14 protein-coding genes and 1 pseudogene are annotated in these 18,389 nt (G+C 42.4%); 11 read left to right on the forward strand and 4 right to left on the reverse strand.

Going from position 1 to position 18,389, the window contains the following annotated elements; genetic code table 11:
* Positions 1–2: 2 nt before the first annotated feature.
* Genes DFP80_RS15025 through DFP80_RS15040 form a run of 4 tightly spaced genes read left to right on the forward strand, consistent with a single transcriptional unit; the run spans position 3 to position 6,721 of the window.
* Positions 3–611: a Maf family protein gene (locus tag DFP80_RS15025; protein ID WP_113917629.1), complete on the forward strand. Its 609-nt coding sequence runs from the start codon at positions 3–5 to the stop codon at positions 609–611.
* The gene (rng, locus tag DFP80_RS15030; RefSeq protein WP_113917630.1) at positions 604–2,058 is read left to right on the forward strand and encodes a ribonuclease G; all 1,455 of its coding nucleotides are present in this window, start codon (positions 604–606) and stop codon (positions 2,056–2,058) included. The genes DFP80_RS15025 and rng overlap by 8 nt, the downstream gene beginning before the upstream one ends.
* A 17-nt stretch (positions 2,059–2,075) precedes the next feature.
* Entirely contained in the window at positions 2,076–5,888 is a 3,813-nt protein-coding gene (locus DFP80_RS15035; protein ID WP_113917631.1) for a YhdP family protein, read from the forward strand.
* Positions 5,888–6,721 (forward strand): carbon-nitrogen hydrolase family protein, encoded by an 834-nt coding sequence (locus tag DFP80_RS15040; protein ID WP_113917632.1) that lies wholly within the window; start codon positions 5,888–5,890, stop codon positions 6,719–6,721. The genes DFP80_RS15035 and DFP80_RS15040 overlap by 1 nt, the downstream gene beginning before the upstream one ends.
* Positions 6,722–7,010: 289 nt before the next feature.
* Here DFP80_RS15040 and DFP80_RS15045 read toward each other — a convergent pair whose 3' ends face one another.
* Positions 7,011–7,532 (reverse strand): NADPH-dependent FMN reductase, encoded by a 522-nt coding sequence (locus tag DFP80_RS15045; RefSeq protein ID WP_113917633.1) that lies wholly within the window; start codon positions 7,530–7,532, stop codon positions 7,011–7,013.
* A 37-nt stretch (positions 7,533–7,569) separates the two neighbouring features.
* The gene (locus tag DFP80_RS15050; RefSeq protein WP_113917634.1) at positions 7,570–8,727 is read right to left on the reverse strand and encodes an MFS transporter; all 1,158 of its coding nucleotides are present in this window, start codon (positions 8,725–8,727) and stop codon (positions 7,570–7,572) included.
* A 132-nt stretch (positions 8,728–8,859) separates the two neighbouring features.
* On the opposite strand from DFP80_RS15050, the gene soxR reads away from it, so the two are divergent.
* A complete protein-coding gene (gene soxR / locus DFP80_RS15055) occupies positions 8,860–9,309 on the forward strand; it encodes a redox-sensitive transcriptional activator SoxR (protein WP_113917635.1) in 450 nt (149 codons plus the stop codon).
* A 101-nt stretch (positions 9,310–9,410) separates the two neighbouring features.
* On the opposite strand, the gene DFP80_RS15060 is transcribed toward soxR, so the two are convergent.
* Together DFP80_RS15060 and DFP80_RS15065 are read right to left on the reverse strand one after the other, a co-directional pair.
* Positions 9,411–9,812 carry a GFA family protein gene (locus DFP80_RS15060; protein ID WP_113917636.1) on the reverse strand — a complete coding sequence of 134 codons (402 nt, stop codon included), beginning with the start codon at positions 9,810–9,812 and terminating at the stop codon, positions 9,411–9,413.
* 135 nt (positions 9,813–9,947) lie between these two features.
* The gene (locus tag DFP80_RS15065; protein WP_113917637.1) at positions 9,948–10,874 is read right to left on the reverse strand and encodes a LysR family transcriptional regulator; all 927 of its coding nucleotides are present in this window, start codon (positions 10,872–10,874) and stop codon (positions 9,948–9,950) included.
* A gap of 128 nt (positions 10,875–11,002) precedes the next feature.
* Between DFP80_RS15065 and lysA the strand changes: the two genes are divergently transcribed.
* The 6 genes and pseudogenes from lysA to DFP80_RS15095 all read left to right on the forward strand — a co-directional run bounded on the left by lysA (position 11,003) and on the right by DFP80_RS15095 (position 18,208).
* Complete coding sequence (gene lysA / locus DFP80_RS15070; protein WP_113917638.1) at positions 11,003–12,250, forward strand: diaminopimelate decarboxylase; 1,248 nt, start codon at positions 11,003–11,005, stop codon at positions 12,248–12,250.
* 127 nt (positions 12,251–12,377) lie between these two features.
* Positions 12,378–13,088, forward strand: coding sequence for a dienelactone hydrolase family protein (locus DFP80_RS15075; RefSeq protein WP_113917639.1), 711 nt, complete (start codon positions 12,378–12,380; stop codon positions 13,086–13,088).
* 638 nt (positions 13,089–13,726) lie between these two features.
* A pseudogene (locus DFP80_RS15080) lies at positions 13,727–15,112 on the forward strand (ABC transporter substrate-binding protein).
* The gene (locus DFP80_RS15085; RefSeq protein ID WP_113917640.1) at positions 15,109–16,044 is read left to right on the forward strand and encodes an ABC transporter permease; all 936 of its coding nucleotides are present in this window, start codon (positions 15,109–15,111) and stop codon (positions 16,042–16,044) included. Before DFP80_RS15080 ends, DFP80_RS15085 begins: the two are co-directional and overlap by 4 nt.
* Positions 16,041–16,823, forward strand: a complete 783-nt coding sequence (locus DFP80_RS15090; RefSeq protein WP_113917641.1) for an ABC transporter permease — start codon at positions 16,041–16,043, stop codon at positions 16,821–16,823. The genes DFP80_RS15085 and DFP80_RS15090 overlap by 4 nt, the downstream gene beginning before the upstream one ends.
* Positions 16,820–18,208 carry an ABC transporter ATP-binding protein gene (locus tag DFP80_RS15095; protein WP_113917642.1) on the forward strand — a complete coding sequence of 463 codons (1,389 nt, stop codon included), beginning with the start codon at positions 16,820–16,822 and terminating at the stop codon, positions 18,206–18,208. The genes DFP80_RS15090 and DFP80_RS15095 overlap by 4 nt, the downstream gene beginning before the upstream one ends.
* The last annotated feature ends 181 nt before the right edge of the window (positions 18,209–18,389 follow it).

An 18,389-nucleotide genomic window follows, 5' to 3' on the forward strand; every position in this document is an offset into this window, starting at 1 on the left:
TTATGCTTGTTTTGGCTTCAGCTTCGCCGAGAAGAAAAGAGCTACTTAGCCTCTTAGTTAAAGAATTTGAGGTATTGCCTGCCGATATTGATGAGACTCCAGCTCTTCATGAAAAGGCAGAAGATTATGTGGTTCGTATGGCCGTTGAAAAAGCCAAAGCGGCGTCAATAAAATATCGACAAAAAGCTGATTGTAGCTCAACTACATTTTTTTTGGCTTCGGATACTAGTGTTGTGGTTGATGCTTGCATCCTAGGCAAGCCGACCTCTCTTGAAGAGTCAAGATCTATGTTAAGGCGACTTTCTGGTCGTTCGCATCAAGTTATTACCTCCCTTTGTCTTTGTAATTTAGAACAAGAGCATGTCGCAACACGGTGCGTGGTCAGTGATGTGTGTTTTCGTGAAATTTCAGATGTTGAAATAGACCAATATTGGAGAACCAATGAGCCTCAAGACAAAGCAGGTTCGTATGGTATTCAGGGCTTAGGGGCTATATTTGTTCGTTCTATTTCAGGGTCTTACTCGGCTGTTGTTGGGCTACCACTTTATGAAACGGCCCAATTACTGGCTCAATTTGGAATTCATTCGCTAGAGGAAATGTCTCATGAGTGAAGATGTACTCATTAATGTTACTCCTATGGAGATTCGTGTTGCTCTAGTTGAAAACGGTGTATTACAGGAAGTCTACATTGAGCGCTCAAGTCGAAAGGGGATTGTTGGCAATATTTATCAAGGTAAGGTTGTTAGGGTGCTTCCGGGGATGCAGGCTGCCTTTGTTGATATCGGTCTTGAAAGAGCGGCGTTTATACATGTCTCGGAAGTCGTGGATAGAGATGCGATCAACCCTAGTGATCAGATAGGGGACTATTTACGTGAAGGGCAATCACTGGTTGTTCAGGTTACTAAAGACCCTATTAGTTCTAAAGGGGCGCGCTTAACCACTCATTTGTCTATTCCTTCTCGTTATTTGGTGTATATGCCAGACCAAGCTCATGTGGGTGTAAGTCAACGGATTGAAGATGAGGCGGAGCGCGAACGGCTTAAATCCTTGGTGTCGGAAGCATTAACAGATGCTGATGAAAATAGCGGCTATATATTGCGAACTGCGGCAGAAAGAGCGGGTGAAGAAGAAATTTTAGCCGACATTAAGTTTTTAACTCGCCTGTGGCAGTCAGTTAAACGTCGTATGCAAAATGCCAAAGCGCCTTCTGTTATCTATGAAGACCTTCCTCTGCATTTACGTACTATGCGTGATTTAGTGGGGCTTACAACGGAAAAAATTCGCATAGACTCTAAAGAAAATTACGCTAAGCTGAGAGCCTTTGCAGAAGATTTTATCCCTGAGCTGAGAGATCGTATCGAGTACTACCCTGGTGAACGTCCTATTTTTGATCTATACAGTGTTGAGGATGAAATCCATAAAGCATTAGATCGTAAGGTTCAGTTGAAATCGGGTGGCTATTTATTGGTTGAGCAAACTGAGTCAATGACTACAATTGATGTTAACACTGGGGCTTTTGTAGGTAGTCGTAATCTTGAGGAAACTATCTATAAAACCAACCTGGAAGCTGCTACAGCTATAGGGCGACAGCTTAGGTTGAGAAACCTTGGTGGAATCATTATCATCGATTTCATTGATATGGAAGACGAAGAGCATAAGCGTCAAGTATTGCGGATGCTTGAAAAAATATTAGATACGGACCATGCAAAAACGAAAATTACTGGGGTTTCTGAACTTGGCTTAGTGGAAATGACTCGAAAAAGAACCCGAGAGAGCCTAGGGCAGACTTTATGTGAGCCCTGTAAATCCTGTCGTGGCAGTGGTTTGGTAAAAACGCCTGAGACAGTGTGTTATGAAGTATTTCGTGAAATTTTAAGAGCAGATCGTGCTTATGATTCACAGACTTATACCGTATTAGCGGCCAGCGCAGTGGTAGAACGTTTTCTTGATGAAGAAAGTGCAGCCGTGGCAGAATTAGAGGCTTTTATTGGAAAAACGATTCGTTTTCAAGTGGACTCCGTATACACACAAGATCAATATGATGTTGTTTTGCGTTAGCAAAAAAAGGAACTAAGATGCGTTGGTTGATACGTAAGCTGGTCCTGTTCACGTTTTGGGGTGCAATTGTTTTTTCGGCATTACTTGCCATTTTTGCTCTAAGTGTCGGCCAGTTACTTCCTTACCTGGATCATTATCGTCCTCAAATAGAGCATAACCTCCAACAAATTACGGGGTATCCTGTTTCATTAGAGGGTATTGATGGGCGCCTTGAGGGGATAGACCCTACTGTTTCTATTAGTGGTTTTCATTTGATGGCTAACGATCAGTCAGCGATCAGCGTTAGTGAAATGCGACTACGATTGGATACGGTTAAATCACTTCTAACTCTTAGTCCTCAGTTTACTTATATTCGTTTTGTTCGTCCCACAGTTGTGTTGCAAGAAAGCGAGGGTTTATGGCGATTGAATGGCGCAAAGCCCTCACGAAATGTTGGTAATGATGTAGGTGTTGAGCGTGTTTTAGACTACTTATCTGCACAGCAAAATTTCTCTATATACGATGCCAAGGTCGATGTTCATAGTGAACAATTTGGGAAGCATGCTATACGTATTCCCCACATTTATATCTTTCAAAAGTCGTTTGAATCCTTATTTACTTCAGAGCTCTATTTAGATGGCTATCAATCACCTTTTCAAATTGATGCTCGACTGGATAAAGCTCGAAGTTTGCTTGGGGGGTATCGAGTAAAAGCGTCTGTTAAAGCGCCAGTTTTCTCTGTTCCTTTAAATGACATGTTGCCAAATAACACTTACATGTTGTCTTCAGTGGAGCTTGGTGGTGATGTTTGGTTAGACGCTACTATTGGCAAGGAATTAGAGGTTAGGACAGAGGCGACACAGTTCAAGGTGGCATTTGAAGATGGTCAACAGTATGAATTAACGTCTTCTATTAAGCTGAAATATTCTGAAAAAAATCCAAGCGTACGAATGGATGTTAGTAAGCTATCAATTAAAGATCAAAGTGGCTTAAGTTACCCAGAAACAGATTTAACCTTTGATTGGTCATCAGTGAAAAATCGTTCGAATGTTAGCTTTGCGCGAGCTGATTTAGGTTTGGCGCACAGCATTGCCGCACATTTCCTCCCTGAGGACACTAATGCTTCAAAAATTTTGAATGGACTTAATCCAAGAGGAATGGCTAAAAATGGGTCTATTAGTATAGGGCGTGAAAACGATGACTTGTCCTTTCAATTTTTAAGCAATCTACAATCAGCTTCAGTTGAAGGTTATAAAGGAATCCCTCAGGCTAGTAATATTAATGCTGTTTTTAGTTTATCCGATGACGGTGGGTATATCGATTTTCGTGGGCATGATGGTGAGATAGCTTTTGATACCTTGTATGACGAATCTTGGCCTACGGATTTTCTCTCTGGTTATGTGAATTGGCAGCAGCAACAAGATGCTTTCTTAGTCGAGGGGCGTGATCTTGTTGTCCAGCGCAATGGTGCGAGGGTCAATGGCGGGTTCCGGTTAGAGGTAAGAGATGAGCGTTCTGATTGGATCGCATTAGATTTACATGGTAGCAATGTCTCTGTTGTAGATCGATTAACTTATCTTCCTCCCAATGCACTTAGCGATGAACTAATGTCATGGATAAAAGACGCTTTTTCAGATGCGGGCAAACTAGATAGTGTCGATGTATTGGTTCAAAGCGAGCTGGTGGATGGCGCTGAACCTCATGTTCGTGTGCAGCTGGCAGTAAGTGGTGCTGATGTAACATTTGATAAAGCATGGCCAACAGCAACCGAGGTAAATGGTAGGTTTGAGTTTGATGAAAGCGGTGTTGTCGTTCAGGTCGATTCCGCTAATTTACTTGATTTACCAGTGAAAGATTTATTATTAACGGTTCCTATTTCTAATAACTCTGCTGACTGGCTAAATCTAAAAGGTGAAATTAACGACAAAGCTCCTCTTATTTTAACGACTTTACGAACCACGCCATTAGCTGACTCTGTATTACAGCCTTTTGAGAATTGGAAGTTGGGCGGTAAGGTTAAAGGGAGTTTTGATATTGCCATTCCTTTTCAAGAGGAGGTAGATCCTAAGGTTCAGCTGGGTTTAGATTTTAACAATAATGCACTCGTTATAGATGATATTGACCTTTCAGCTCACGTTGATAGCGGACATTTAAATTACAGTTCGGATCAAGGTATAACCAATTCGGAGTTTGATATTCAGGCCCTTGGTGGGGCATCACATCTTATTTTGTCTTCTGTAAAGGCTCAAAATGGAACCCTTGCTGTGTTGGGGGATTTTTCAGGTGACATTGGAATTAAACAAGTCGCTCGCTGGAATAAGCTGCCTGAAGCGGCACTTCAAAAAATGTCGGGCAATGCAAATTATAACGGGCATTTGTCTGTTAATCAGTCACAAGATGGTCAAGTGGATTTAGTGATTGATAGTGATTTACTTGGTGTGAATATTGACTTGCCTGAGCCAGTTGGTAAACAGGCTGAAGGAAAAGCGGCGTTACGCATAAAAGTAATGCAACACGAAAAAGATATTGTTATTGATGCAGATTATGCAGATTTATCTAAGGCAAGGTTTTTGCTGAAAGGTAACGAGTTTATTGGTGGTGAGGTGATTTTAAACGGTGGAAAAGATCAGGCTGTAAGTGCCAATATCCCTAAAGGGTTGGTGTTAACGGGTGATTTCGATCGTTTTTACCTTCAGGATTGGCAATCTGCTTTCGCAGATTTCTCCGGGGATGTATCCACGTCTTCGGATGGTGCTGAGGTTCCGGAGATTCCTGAATGGTTGAGTAAAGTAGACTTAATTGTTGATGAAGTCGTTATCAATCCTAGTAACACCTGGCACAACTTTAAAGTTGATTATAATGCAGCGAAAAATAAATCTCTTTTTGTAAGTTCGGATGAGATGAACTTTTCCTTAATCTACAAGGATGGAGATCCGGATCTTCATTTTGGTTTTTTGAGCTGGAATACTTCTGAGTCAGATTCGTCTGAGTCCAAGTCATCGCCTATCTCCGCCAGACAAATTCCCAATATGACCTTGTCTGTCGATCAACTGTATTTCAATGAAAAGCCCTACGGGGATTGGCAACTGACTATTTCTAGAGCGGGTGATATGGTTCGAATAGACCCGATTTCATCAAAGCTAAAAACAGGTGATTTTAAAGGTCATTTATTCTGGCAGGATCATAATGATGATTCGAATGTCGAGCTAGTCATAGCTGCTAGTGGACAAGACTTAGCAGAATTAACTAAGAAATTTTCTAGTGAAGCCTTTGTCTCTTCAAAAAAATATAAATTTGATGTAGGTCTTAGCTGGAAAGGGCATCCATTCCATTTTGATCGAGAGTCTGTATCGGGTCGTATTAGTTTCTCTGCTGAAAACGGGAATTTCAGCAAAGTGGATGAATTGCCCGCATTTTTAAAAGCGTTAGGTATTTTCAATATAGGTGCTCTTAGTCGACGTTTGTTATTGGATTTCTCTGATGTATATGAGCCTGGATTAACGTATGACGAGTTCAGTGGGACATTGTCTCTAGGTAATGGGATATTAAAAACAATATCTCCCATTTCAATTATTGCTCCTTCTGCCGAGTTGGTTGTTGCTGGAGAGGCTGATATTGTCAACGAAACTTTAAATGAGAAATTGACCGCTACATTTCCTTTAACTGGTACATTACCATTGGCCGGGTTGTTATGGGGGACACCGCAATTAGCTGGACTCTTGTTTATAACGGACAAACTCATTGGTGATCAACTTTCCAAAGTGACAAGTGTGCAATATAAGGTTGAAGGCTCTTTTAATAGTCCTGTTATGACACCAATTCGCTATAGACCATTAGAGAAAAAAGATTGATGAACTCACTTTGTATCGCAGCAATTCAATTGACGAGTACTAAAAATTGGCGTGAAAATTTAAATCACGTAAAACAACTTGTGGGATCAGCTGTAGCGGACGGTGCTAGATTAGTTGTGTTGCCTGAAAATGTTTTTTTGTTTAATGGTAAAGCAATGAGGGAGTTGGCGGAATCAAATGATCAAAATATCCTGTTACAAGAGATGTCAGATTTAGCTCAGAAGCACTCTATTTATCTTGTTGTTGGTTCGCACCCTTCATTATTGAAAGCTGATGACAGCAAGATTTCTGATGGCCGAGTCAGGCAGACATGTTGGCTTGTTGGACCTAATGGTGCCTTCATTGAGCGTTACGACAAGATTCATTTGTTTGATGTTACTGTTGATGATAAAGCGACATCCTACAGAGAGTCTGATTTTATTGAACCTGGAGAGCTGGATTTAAAAGTCATTGAAGTGGATGGTTTTAATATTGGCCTCAGCATCTGCTACGACTTACGCTTTCCTGAACTGTATCGAGAGCTAACGAAAATGGGAGCCGAAGTTTTATTGGTGCCCGCTGCTTTTACTTATGTTACTGGAAAAGCTCACTGGGATATTCTACTGGCCGCTCGTGCGATTGAAAATCAATGCTACGTTTTGGGTGTCGATCAGTGTGGCTGGCATAATGAAACCAGACAAACCTACGGACATAGTGCTTTGTACTCCCCATTTGGCGAATGTTTAGTCAATTTACAGGAAGAACCAGGGTATTTCGTATTTAATATAACAAGGGCATCGTTAAATGATTGTCGACAAAAAATGCCTTGTTTTTCACATCGTAGACTCTCATAACAACCGTTTTCTCAAGCCTTTTCGAGATACCTCAAAGAGCGCCATTTTTTAATAATCACCATAAATCGTAGAAAAATTAACTTAGATTGTTTGCTTTTACCAAATCAGATATTCCCTTTTAACCTTAGTGTTACTGTTTGATTTTACTTTTTATAGTTGCTGTATTGCCGCTGCAGTATTCGCATCTTTAATTTGTACTAGTCACGAACTCACCCATCTTTGTCGTCAGTACATCGATGGTTGAGCCCGTTAAGCAATGGAGGAAATCACCCCTCAACGTCCGGAAAATTTAAAGTTTATCGATGGCTTCAAATAAGCTTTGGTTAAACGTCTCATTAGTAACTACGCCAGTTTTGGCATCAACATTATCGTAGAAGTTAGGCAATGAAATTGCGGCAATGACGTTGGCTGCAAAAAAGGGAGCTGAGGCCTTCGCAGCGGCTAAAACACTTTGCGCTCCTTTTGAACCTGGTGAGGTGGACAGCATAAGAACAGGTTTATTTTGAAAAATTTTCCTGTCTATTCGTGAAGTCCAATCAAATAAATTTTTATAGGCCGAAGTGTAAGAGCCATTGTATTCAGCGAATGACATAACGATGCTATTTGCTTCACCAATGGCATTATAAAAATCGTGTGCTAGCTGTGGAATACCAGATTTTTTTTCTCTGTCTTCACTGTATATCGGCATTTCAAAGTCGTTAATGTCGATTAGTGAGATATCCGCGTTATGGATTTGTTGTGCAGCATAAAAAGCTAGCTTTTTATTGATAGAGTTTTTGCTGTTGCTTGTGCCAAAAGTAAGTATTTTCATTTTATTTTCCTTTATTGAAGTTTGTAACAAGGGTTGGTTACTTTTTCAGGGTAGTTGCGCCTGCAAGGGCTAGAACGAAAGTGAAAGCCCCTGCTAAGAAGTAGAAGTCGCTGTATCCCAGTTTGGTGATAAGAGCGGAAGTGATAAAAGGTGAAACAAATTGCCCAATGAAGATGCTGTTGGTCAGCACACCAGATGCGAGTCCGCGTTTGTTGCTTGGTACGAGCTCCATGCCTTTAGCCATGAAATTTGGCATTACCAATCCCATACAGATTCCCATAAGACCGCAACCAAGAATAACCAAGCTGAATGATGCGGCTTGTGATAGCACGAGCATGCCAAGACCCATGGCTATGAAGCCAATGAGTGCTACACCATAACTTTGGATTTTGGCAACAAGCTTGCCAAAGAATATGCTTGAGAGAGCCGACAGGAATGTACCCACTCCGATTGCTAAACCTGATTTACTAGGGTCAGTTATGCCAATTTCCAACATGAAAAATGGTATTTGTGTTGGTAGGATATAAAAGACCATAAAGTGACAAAAAATAAGAATTGAGCAGCCAATGAGCGGCCGCTTCCAGCGCGTATTTTTATTGTCTTGCTGATGATCGCTTAGATGAACTATGTGTTTGTTTTCAGTAATAGATAGAAATATCAGCGGTACAAATAGGATGGCGACCGCATAAATATAAAAGGAAAGCCGTGCGCTAGTGTTGGCCAAATAGCCAGCTGTGACAATGAAGAGGATGCCACCAACACTAGAGAAAGCTTGTTGCAAACCCATAAACTGGCTTCTTTTCTGGCCAGAATAATAATCAGATATTAGCGATGTCACAGCGGTCATTAGTCCTGCGACACAAATACCTAAGATCGCTCTACTGATAGCGATGGCTTCTAGCCCCTGCAGCTGAGCACCAGCGGCACCAGTAATGGAGAAGACGATAGTAGCAATGATAATTTGATTTCTTCGGCCAAACCTATCGGCTGTCCAACCGAACACCGGCGCGAAAATAACAACAAACAGAGCTGGAATTGGTAATAGCATCTTTACCAAAAAATCGGTTTCCGGTGTTCCCGAGAATTCATTGGCTAAACCTGGTAAGGCGGGGGCGATGGTAATATTAGACATAACTGTTAACGTCGAGATTAGCAGCAAGCAAAGTGCTCTGGGTTCTAATAGACTGGTTTTCATTAAGGTTTGCTTCCTAAGTATAGATAGTCTTCTTTTAAGTACTTTCTAGCTGTTTTATTAAGTAATGAGCTTGAGTCAGATTGAATTTGCCGCTATTCTGCGACCTCAACTTAAGTTGAGGTCAAGCATCAAATGCAAAAAAAACTCATTTCTGAGTGGATTTCTGTGGGCGTTTTAAGTGAAAGGACTGGCGTATCTGTGTCAGCTTTGCATTTCTATGAAAGAAAAGGCTTGATAAAAAGCCAAAGAAATACATCCAACCACAGACAGTACCCAAAGCATGTTATTCGGATTGTTTCCCTTATTCAGGTTGCTCAGCGGACAGGATTTTCTTTGGAAGACATTTTGTTGGAACTGGAAGGGTTGCCAAATCGAGCTCGCGTTACCCTAGAAGATTGGGAGGCATTGGGGTTAAGGTGGCAAGATGAACTTGATAAGAAGATCACACAGTTAACAGAACTGAAAGACATGATGGCCGATTGTATTGGCTGTGGCTGCCTTTCTCTTGAAAAGTGCCGACTTCTTAATCCATCTGATACTTTAGGAGAAAAAGGCGCAGGGCCACAGCGAATGACAGAGTAAAATACTATCTGAGTTATGGTTAAGCTATCTTGAAACCTGAATGTTTTTTAGTAAAAGAGAGTTTGTATTCACTCCCTTTTACTAAATCTCGAACGAATAAACTATACCGCTGGCCGTTCTTCGTATTGCGGAATATCGTCGCAGATGTCGAACCATTCGGCTTTTGAGCCGACAAAGATATGCGAAGATGGTTTATTGTTTATTTTCGTATCTAGAGTGCCAATGCGTAGGCGAAGTAGTTCTGGCATATGTGGACGACGGCTGTAAAGTGGCGATGCGCACTGCTTGCAAAAGACACGGAAAACACCAGGCGTTGACTCGTATTCCGCCAGTAGTTCAGTTCCTTGTACGAGAGTAAACGCCGTTGTTGGGATCCCTGCATTGGTAGCAAAAGCAGAGCCGTTAGCCTTGCGGCACTTTTGGCAATGACATTGCATAATGTCACCGAGTTCACCTTGTATCTCGTATTGAACACCATTACATAAGCAGCTTCCAGATAACATGTTGCTCTCCTAAATAATTGTTTTATTTGCCTTCGAGTGATTAATTCTGTCAGGTTAACCCTTTTGTTTTGAGCAGACAACTTTTGTTGCTTTTGGCTGATGCATAAAGGTTTCTTAGTGACAGAGAGAGCATATTTAACGCAAAGGTGTGGAGTACTGGTTGATTTTTGTCTGAATCTCTCTTGCTTCTGTTTCCAGTGCTGCAATAAAGTCGTCTAAAAAAGGGTTAAAAGGGCGATGTAAGGGCAAAAGAATATTAATGGTGAAAGGATAAGATACATTTAAAGGGCGGATGTGTAGACCATGATCAATGAAGTCCAACGCTGTCAGTGGATTGATGATGGCAATCCCTGCGCCTTTGCTGACTAGTTGGCAGACTGACGCGGCAGTGGGTGTTTCCACGATAGTTTTACGATCGATGCCAAGCCGATAAAGCTCTTCATCCAATTTTATGCGATAGGGATCGGTGGGGGATAAGTTAATAAAAGACTGACCCTCGAAATCGCGGATATCAATGACGTCTTTTGACAATAATGGATGGCCATTTGGCAAAATGCAGACTTCATTGATGCTTAATAAGGGCTTTAGTGTGGTACCTGAAGGAGAATAATTATTTTCAGTCAAACCAAGGTCGTATTGCTGGTGTGTTAGGCTTTGTTCTAAAAATGGTGGTTCTTGCACAGAGATAGAAATACCGACATTTTGGTTTGTATCTAAAAACTTCAGACATGCGCCCGGTAACAGAGACTGGGAAAAAGCAGGTAATGTAAGTACGGACAGTCTTCCGATCTGATCTGTGCGTAAATCTTCAACGGTTGACCAAATTCGTTCTAAACCAATGTAAGAGCGTTTTACCTCTTCAAAAAGCGTGTAAGCCGCGTTGCTTGGTTTAAGACGCCCTCGTACTCGCTCAAATAAGCTGAACCCGATTATTTGCTCCAGTCTTGCTAATTCTCGGCTAATGGTCGGTTGTGAGGTATGCAACATATCGGCGGCGCTGGTCACGCTTTCCGCCGTCATCAAAGCATTGAATATTTCAATTTGTCGGAATGTTAGTTTCATAAGTCATATCAAAAGTGAATGGAATTCGAATGAATAGATATTATTTGTATTTTTAGTCGGGCGCTATGATTGATTCATCTTAAATAACTCAAAAAATCGATTCGAGTAATCTATAGGGGCACGGTTAAGTGACTATTTTTAATTCTAATACACTAATAGAAATAACCCAGCAATTTGGTACGCCAGCCTGGATATACGATGCGGCCACTATTCGGCAACAAATAAAACAGCTCCGAAACTTTGATGTCATTCGTTTCGCGCAAAAAGCTTGCTCGAATACACATATTCTACGATTGATGAGAGAAGAAGGCGTAATGGTAGATGCTGTGTCTGCTGGAGAAATTGAAAGAAGTTTGGCAGCGGGTTACAGCAATAGCGACAATCCTGAAAGTATTGTATTTACTGCTGATGTGATAGATCGTGAAACGTTAGCATTGGTTATTCAACACGACATTCCTGTCAATATTGGCTCTATGGATATGTTGCATCGAATCGCAGAATCGTCTCCACGTCATCCTATTTGGATTCGAGTGAATCCAGGATTTGGCCATGGTCATAGTGAAAAGACCAATACCGGTGGACCTAATAGCAAACATGGAATTTCACTAGAAGATTTGCCGCAGGCCATTTCTCTAGTTAACCAATATGGCTTGGATTTAATTGGCATTCATATGCACATTGGTTCGGGCTCTGATTTAGAACATTTGTCTCAGGCTTGTCAGGCTATGATCGACACAGTGAAATTTGCCAATGTTGATATTCGAGCTATTTCTACTGGAGGCGGGCTTCCTACACCGTATTCTAAAAATGATAGCGAGTTAGATACTAAGGCGTTTTTTGGTTTGTGGGATGAGGCACGTAAAGAGATAGAAAATCATTTAGGTCATGATATTAAACTAGAAGTAGAGCCTGGACGATTTTTAGTTGCTAGCGCGGGCGTTTTAGTCGCAGAAATCCATTGTTTGAAGTCAACCGCTCAGCATCATTTTGTTTTAGTCGATGCCGGTTTTAATGACCTTCTAAGGCCAAGCATGTATGGCAGCTATCATGAAATAGAGGTACTCCATCAAAGCGAATTTACCGATCAAATAGACACATCATCTAGTGCAGTTGAGTATGCTGTGGCAGGACCTTTGTGTGAATCTGGTGATGTGTTTACCCAAGATGCCAGTGGCGTGATTTGCCATCAAGCATTGGATAAGCCAAGAGTGGGTGATTTGTTGGTGTTTAATGATGTTGGTGCGTACGGTGCTTCTATGTCGTCAAATTACAATAGTCGCCCCTTAGCGCCTGAAATTTTGGTGGATAAAGGACTGAATCGTCTCGTTAGAAAAAGACAAAACATAAGAAACTTGTTAGCGTTAGAAGATGTGTAGTTTGATTATAATTTGTCAATACAAGAATGATATTAAACGAGGAGTGTATAAGAACGTCGATTGATTTCATTCTATTTTGCTGGTTACACTGGAAAACATTATTCATGAAATCTTTAAGGGGTTGCCAGTGAACCAGACATTTGAAGCGATATTTAAAGACAATGTGAAGCGTATGCATTATCAAGTAGATGGTCTGAGCTCGGAAAAAAGCCATATTCAGGTGGTTATATGGCCAACGTTTTCTGGATTAACGGATTTTGAAAAAGGCATTGCTGACCGAATCGCCTCATTAGGCTTTTCAGCCACAGCAATTGATTTGTATGGGATGGATGAGAATCCTGTTGAAATGGATCAGAAGCGTGCAAAAATGGGAGCCTTAGTGGCAGAAGCGGAACCTTTGCACGAGTTGATGGATGGGCTGACGCAATCAGCTTGTGATGCTATTCATGGCAAAACCATTGTGCATGTCGGTTTTTGCCTAGGAGGGCGTTTGGCTTTGGAAGCCGGTCTGCATCTTGAAAGCAGTGCTGGTGCAGTGAGTTTTCATGGCTTAATGAGCTTTTTCCGTGCTCAGTCGGAAGTAAAAGCCAATACCAAGGCTAAAGTCTTAGTGTTAAATGGTTACCAAGACCCTTTGGTGTCAGAAGATGATGCCCAAGAAGCAAAACGTTATTGGGACAGTCTAGGAATGGATTTTCAGTTTATTGATTTTAGCAACACAATGCATTCGTTTATGTTACCTAGTGCGAACAATCCGGAGCATGGTAGCCAATACAATCCACAAATAGCGCAACGCGCTTTTGGTTATTTGGATAATTTTTTGCATGAGTTTATTTAGGTAGGCTGTTTATTCATGACGTATCCGCTTCTTATGTCATTGGTGTCGACGTAGGAACAGACATAGCTCGTGCAGGCCTGTTTGATTTACAAGGAAATATGCACCATGTTGCGAAACATGAGATGGCGACATTCCAATATATCAACTGCTCGCTATGAGCAGTTGTCGAAAATCTTTGACAGGCGATATGCCAAGCAGCCGTAAACCCCCTCGACTTTACCTACAGAGGCAATGGTTGATTTATCGTTTGACGCAACCTGTACGCTGGTTGTAATGGAGGTAAATAGTCAGTTTCTGCCCTTAGTTAACATAGTCTTGTTACATCTTTCGCCTCATATTTGGTCACCCCCAGAACTTTGTTATTGGATAAGTATCGGTATTAATGAGATTCGTTCTCAAATGATTGTCATGATCATTTAAAGTGTTATACCATAACTTTTTATTTTTTTGTTATGGATAATATAGACATGAGTGTAATGCCTCTTTTAAAACGAATACTATTTTGCGTCTCTATATTGGGTGGGCTGCTGGCCGTTACCGCTTGCTCTGGGCCGACATCATCGAACACTGTGTCGATTAGTGCTGCTTTTGAGTTTACTAGTCTAGACCCCTCAAAAAATGGTTATGTATATAGCCGTATGCAAGTGTTAGAGACTCTGCTGAATGTGGATGAAAATGGTTTGCTTATTCCTGCGTTAGCAAAGGATTGGCATATTAGTGAAGACGCAAAGGTGTGGACTTTTGATCTGCGTGATGACGTGTATTTTCACGATGGTTCTTTAATGGACGCTAGAGCGGTTGTGAACAGTCTATTAGTGGCTCAATCTAAGCATGGTGCGTTAGGAAAAGCGCCTATCGAAAGCATTCGAGCCAAGGACGATCACTCTGTCGTTATCTCGTTGTCACGACCATATACCTTATTGGGTGCGGTGTTAGCGAATTATGCCAATGGTATTTTATCGTTAGCAGCTTATGGTGAAGATGGTGAAATATCAGTGTTGTCAGGTACTGGGCCGTATAAGGTTTTTCAATTTGCGCCGCCACACAAGCTTGTTGTTGAAAAATTTGACGACTATTGGGGCAAGAAAGCCAGCATTCCTTATGCGAGTTATTTAACTGGGCATCGTGCTGAAAGCCGTGTGTTGCAGGCGAGAAGTGGTCAAGTAGATATTGTGTTTGGCTTAGATCCGGCTAGTTTACCTTAGCTACAAAAAGTAGAGGATTTAAATTTGTTCTCAAGCCCTATTCCTAGAACCATTGTCTTAAAGTTAAACAGTGGTCATCGCTTCTTAGAAGACGTCCGAGCACGCAAAGCCTTAAGTTTAGCGATTAATCGAAAGGGGATTGCTAGAGGCGTTTTGCACATTCCCGGTTCAGAAACTGAGCAATTATTACCAGCGTCTATGTCTAACTGGTATTTGCAGAATGTCACTTCTGAAACCGAAGTGGTAGCTGGTACGCCTAAATCTTTGTTGACATCTTTGGGTTGGAAGAAAAACTCGCAAGGAATGCTAGAGAGAGACGGCGAGCTGTTTGAGTTAACACTGATTACTTATGCGGATCGACCAGAATTGACGACCGTTGCGACGGCGATTCAGGCTCAGTGGCAAGCTATTGGTGTGACAACAAAAGTAGAAGTGACGAATTCCAGCGCTATTCCAATGGGGCATCAAGATGGTTCGCTAGAAGTGGCCTTGATCGCGCGTAACTATGGTTTTATCGCGGACCCGTTAGGCGTCATGCTGTCTGATTTTGGTTCCAATGGCGGAGGCGATTGGGGGGCAATGAATTGGAATAATAAAAAGCTAAGTGCTGATTTGATGACCTTAGAAGAAACGTCTGATCCAGTGAAATACAACAAAATTGCCCAGCGTAGTGCGCAGATTCTTTATGACGAACGCCCGATGATCCCTGTTTCCGCTTATGTTCAGCAAACGTCGGTGAATAAGCGTATTAAAGGTTTTCGGTTTGACCCCTTTGAACGCAGCTTTTATTTGAATGAAATGGAGTTCGTAAAACCATGAAGGCAATGTTTTTAAAAAGAGCGCTTCAATTGATTACTGTGGTTTGGGGGGTGGGTACCTTGACCTTTATTTTGATGCGTTCTTTGCCTGGTGATATGGCCTATCGAATTGCGGCAAGTCGTTATGGGCAAGACAATGTTGATTCTAACGCGGCGGCTTTGGTGCGCGCAGAGTTGAATTTGGATCAAGGTGCGTTGACGGCTTATTGGCATTGGCTGACGGATCTTCTGCAATTTAAGTTAGGTGATTCGTTAGTAAGCGGTTTGCCAGTGATGGATACCGTTCAACATATGCTTGGGCATTCTCTGTTGTTGGCTTTCGCAGGGCTAGTGTTGTCTGTTTTGATTGCTGTGCCGTTGGGGTTGCTGAGTGCATGGCGCGGTAATCCACTGGATTCTGTTTTGATGGGCTTTTCCAGTGTGATTCGGGCGATGCCAGTGTTTGTTTTAGGTGTGTTGTTTATTCTGCTTTTCGCATTGCATTGGAATTGGTTTCCCGTTGCTGGTTTTGGCTCGCCTGCTTATTTGGTGTTGCCTGCTATGACGTTGGCATTAAGTTTGGCTGCGGTGTCTAACCGAGTAGTAAGGGACTCAGCTAAGCAAACGTTTCAGTCGGCTTTTTATCAGTTTTCGCGCGTGAAAGGTTTATCGGCGTGGCAGACATTTCGTCAGCACGGTGTGCGTAATATTGCGGTGCCTGTGGTGGCGTTTTTCGGTATTCAGCTGGTTAGTATGATTGAAGGGATTGTGATGATTGAGTCATTATTTTCGTGGCCAGGAATTGGTCATGGCTTGGCTCATGCGATTTTTGCTCGTGATATTCCGGTGATTCAAGGGGCTGCTTTGGTGATGGGGATATTGTTTGTTTTGCTCAATACTTTAGTGGACTTGATCTGCTTATGGATTGATCCAAGAGGAGCAAAAAAACTATGAAAATGACACTTTCTCAATGGCTAGGGTTGTCTATCTTACTGGCTTTATTGGCGTTCTCGTTACTAGGTGTTTCATTGTCTCCTTACAGCTTATCAGAGCAGAATCTGGATGCCATTATGAATGCGCCTTCTATGGAGCATTGGCTTGGAACGGATCATTTAGGGCGTAGTATGTTAACCCGCTTATCATACGCTGTTGGCTTATCATTTGTATTGAGCCTTTTGTGTATGTTGACATCATCTCTGGTCGGAACCGCATTTGGTGTGTGGGCTGTTTGGGGTGGTAAGAAGGTCGATACCATCTTGGGTGTTGTGGTAAATATCTTGCTCGCCTTGCCTGGCTTAGTGGTTGTGTTGTTGTTTGCCGCTATTGCACCTGGCTCTTTTTTGGTTTTGTATTTGGCGATTTCCTTGGTGCAATGGGTGGAATACTTCCGTGTTGTAAGAGCAATAACACAAGGTGTGATTCAAAGCCCTGCAAGACAGTCATCTCAGATGATGGGCTTTGGTCGCTGGTATCAATTTAAACGTCATATTTGGCCTGCTATTTCGCCTTCTGTTTTCACGCTGGCTGCCTTCGGCGGTGCGAATGCAATTTTAACCATGGCATCATTGGGTTTTGTTTATGTGGGAATTCAGCCTCCTCTGGCGGAGCTAGGTTTGATGACGGTTGAGTTGTTTCCATATTATAGTGATGCGCCTTGGTTATTGGCTCAGCCTTTGGTGGTGATTGCTTTGATGGTGTTTGCATTTCATTTATTGGCGGGGAAACGAGCATGAATGTGTTGCTGAAATTAACCAATGTGGCGGTTTATGTGGGCGACACTTGTTTGTTAGAGCCTATTTCCTTGTCTCTAAATCAAGGTCAGCCGTTGACCATACTGGGCCAGACTGGTTCGGGTAAAAGCTTATTAGCACAAGCTATTATGGGGTTGTTGCCAGCGGACTTGAGGGTGTCAGGAGAAATAGAGGTGTTTGGAGAGGTGATGGCGTTAGAAGAGCGTCAGGCTCTTTGGGGGCGAGAGATGGTAATGCTGCCACAAGAACCTTGGCATTCTCTAGACCCTTTAATGAAGGGGGTTGATCAAGTCAAAGAGGTCTATCAATTCGTGCGCGAGAAAGATGTACAAGAAGCGCTTGCTCTCGCTAATGATGATTTACGATACGTCGGCTTGGAGGGGAATGGGCATAAGCGCCCCGATGAGTTGTCAGGTGGTATGGCGCAACGTCTTGCCATTACTGCGGCTACAGCGGGTGGTGCGCATGTGATTTTGGCCGATGAACCAACGAAAGGGCTGGATGTATCTCGTCGCGATGGCATTGTGCAATTATTGCAAGCGCGTTCGAATTTGGGCAGTCTACTGACAATTACTCACGATGTGACGGTGGCTCGTCAGTTAGGTGGTGTGTTATTGGTAATAAAGAAGGGTCGTTTAGTTGAGCAAGGAGAAGCGACGCAAATACTGGATTTTCCTCAAGACAACTACACTCGTGAATTGATTGCTGCCGAACCCTGTGCCTGGTCTGATATGGCGCCAACGATTCGAAATAATAGCGCTGAGGATATTTTGACAGCTGATAATTTGCGGTTAGAGCGAGGCGGTAGAACTTTGTTCGACGGTTTGTCTTTTTCTATCAAGCGAGGTGAAGTGGTGGGCATTGTTGGAGACAGTGGTTGTGGCAAATCATCACTTGGAGATGCATTGTTGGATCTACTGCCGATTTCGGCGGGTAAGCTTACTCGAATTAATAAAGCAGCTAAGCCACATCAATGGTTGAAATTGTATCAAGATCCGCCGTCTGCATTTTCAGCCAGCGTGTCCCTTGGTCAGTTATTGGATGATTTGGTGACTTTGCATGGTATCGATAAAGCTCGTATTGCGCCTTTGATGTCTCGGTTGAGTTTGCCGCAAGGGATCCTTACACGTAATTGCTTAGCGGTTTCTGGTGGTGAATTACAACGTTTTGCTATATTGCGTGCCTTGTTGTTGGATCCTGTGTTTTTATTTGCCGATGAACCAACATCGCGCCTTGACCCTATTACTGCCAAAGAAGTGACGACTTTATTGGTGGAGTTAGCGAGTGACGCAGGTTGTGCTGTATTGCTGGTTAGTCATGACGCTGCTTTGCTGCAAAAGACCTGTCATCAGGTCATCGCTATATAGGGGCGGTATTTTATTGCTGTACCGAGATAAGTGCCGCTAAGTGCTTTTCTCGGTATCCGCGGTAAGTTGTTGTCGTATCAACTTGATGAGGTAAGCATGTAAATGACTAGATAGAGTGCAGCTTAAGGTTTCACTTTGCCTTCGTCTATGGTCTAATTTTTCCTAATTAAATAGCCTATTT

The sequence above is a fragment of the Marinomonas rhizomae genome, from assembly GCF_003315485.1.
Classification (GTDB): domain Bacteria; phylum Pseudomonadota; class Gammaproteobacteria; order Pseudomonadales; family Marinomonadaceae; genus Marinomonas; species Marinomonas rhizomae.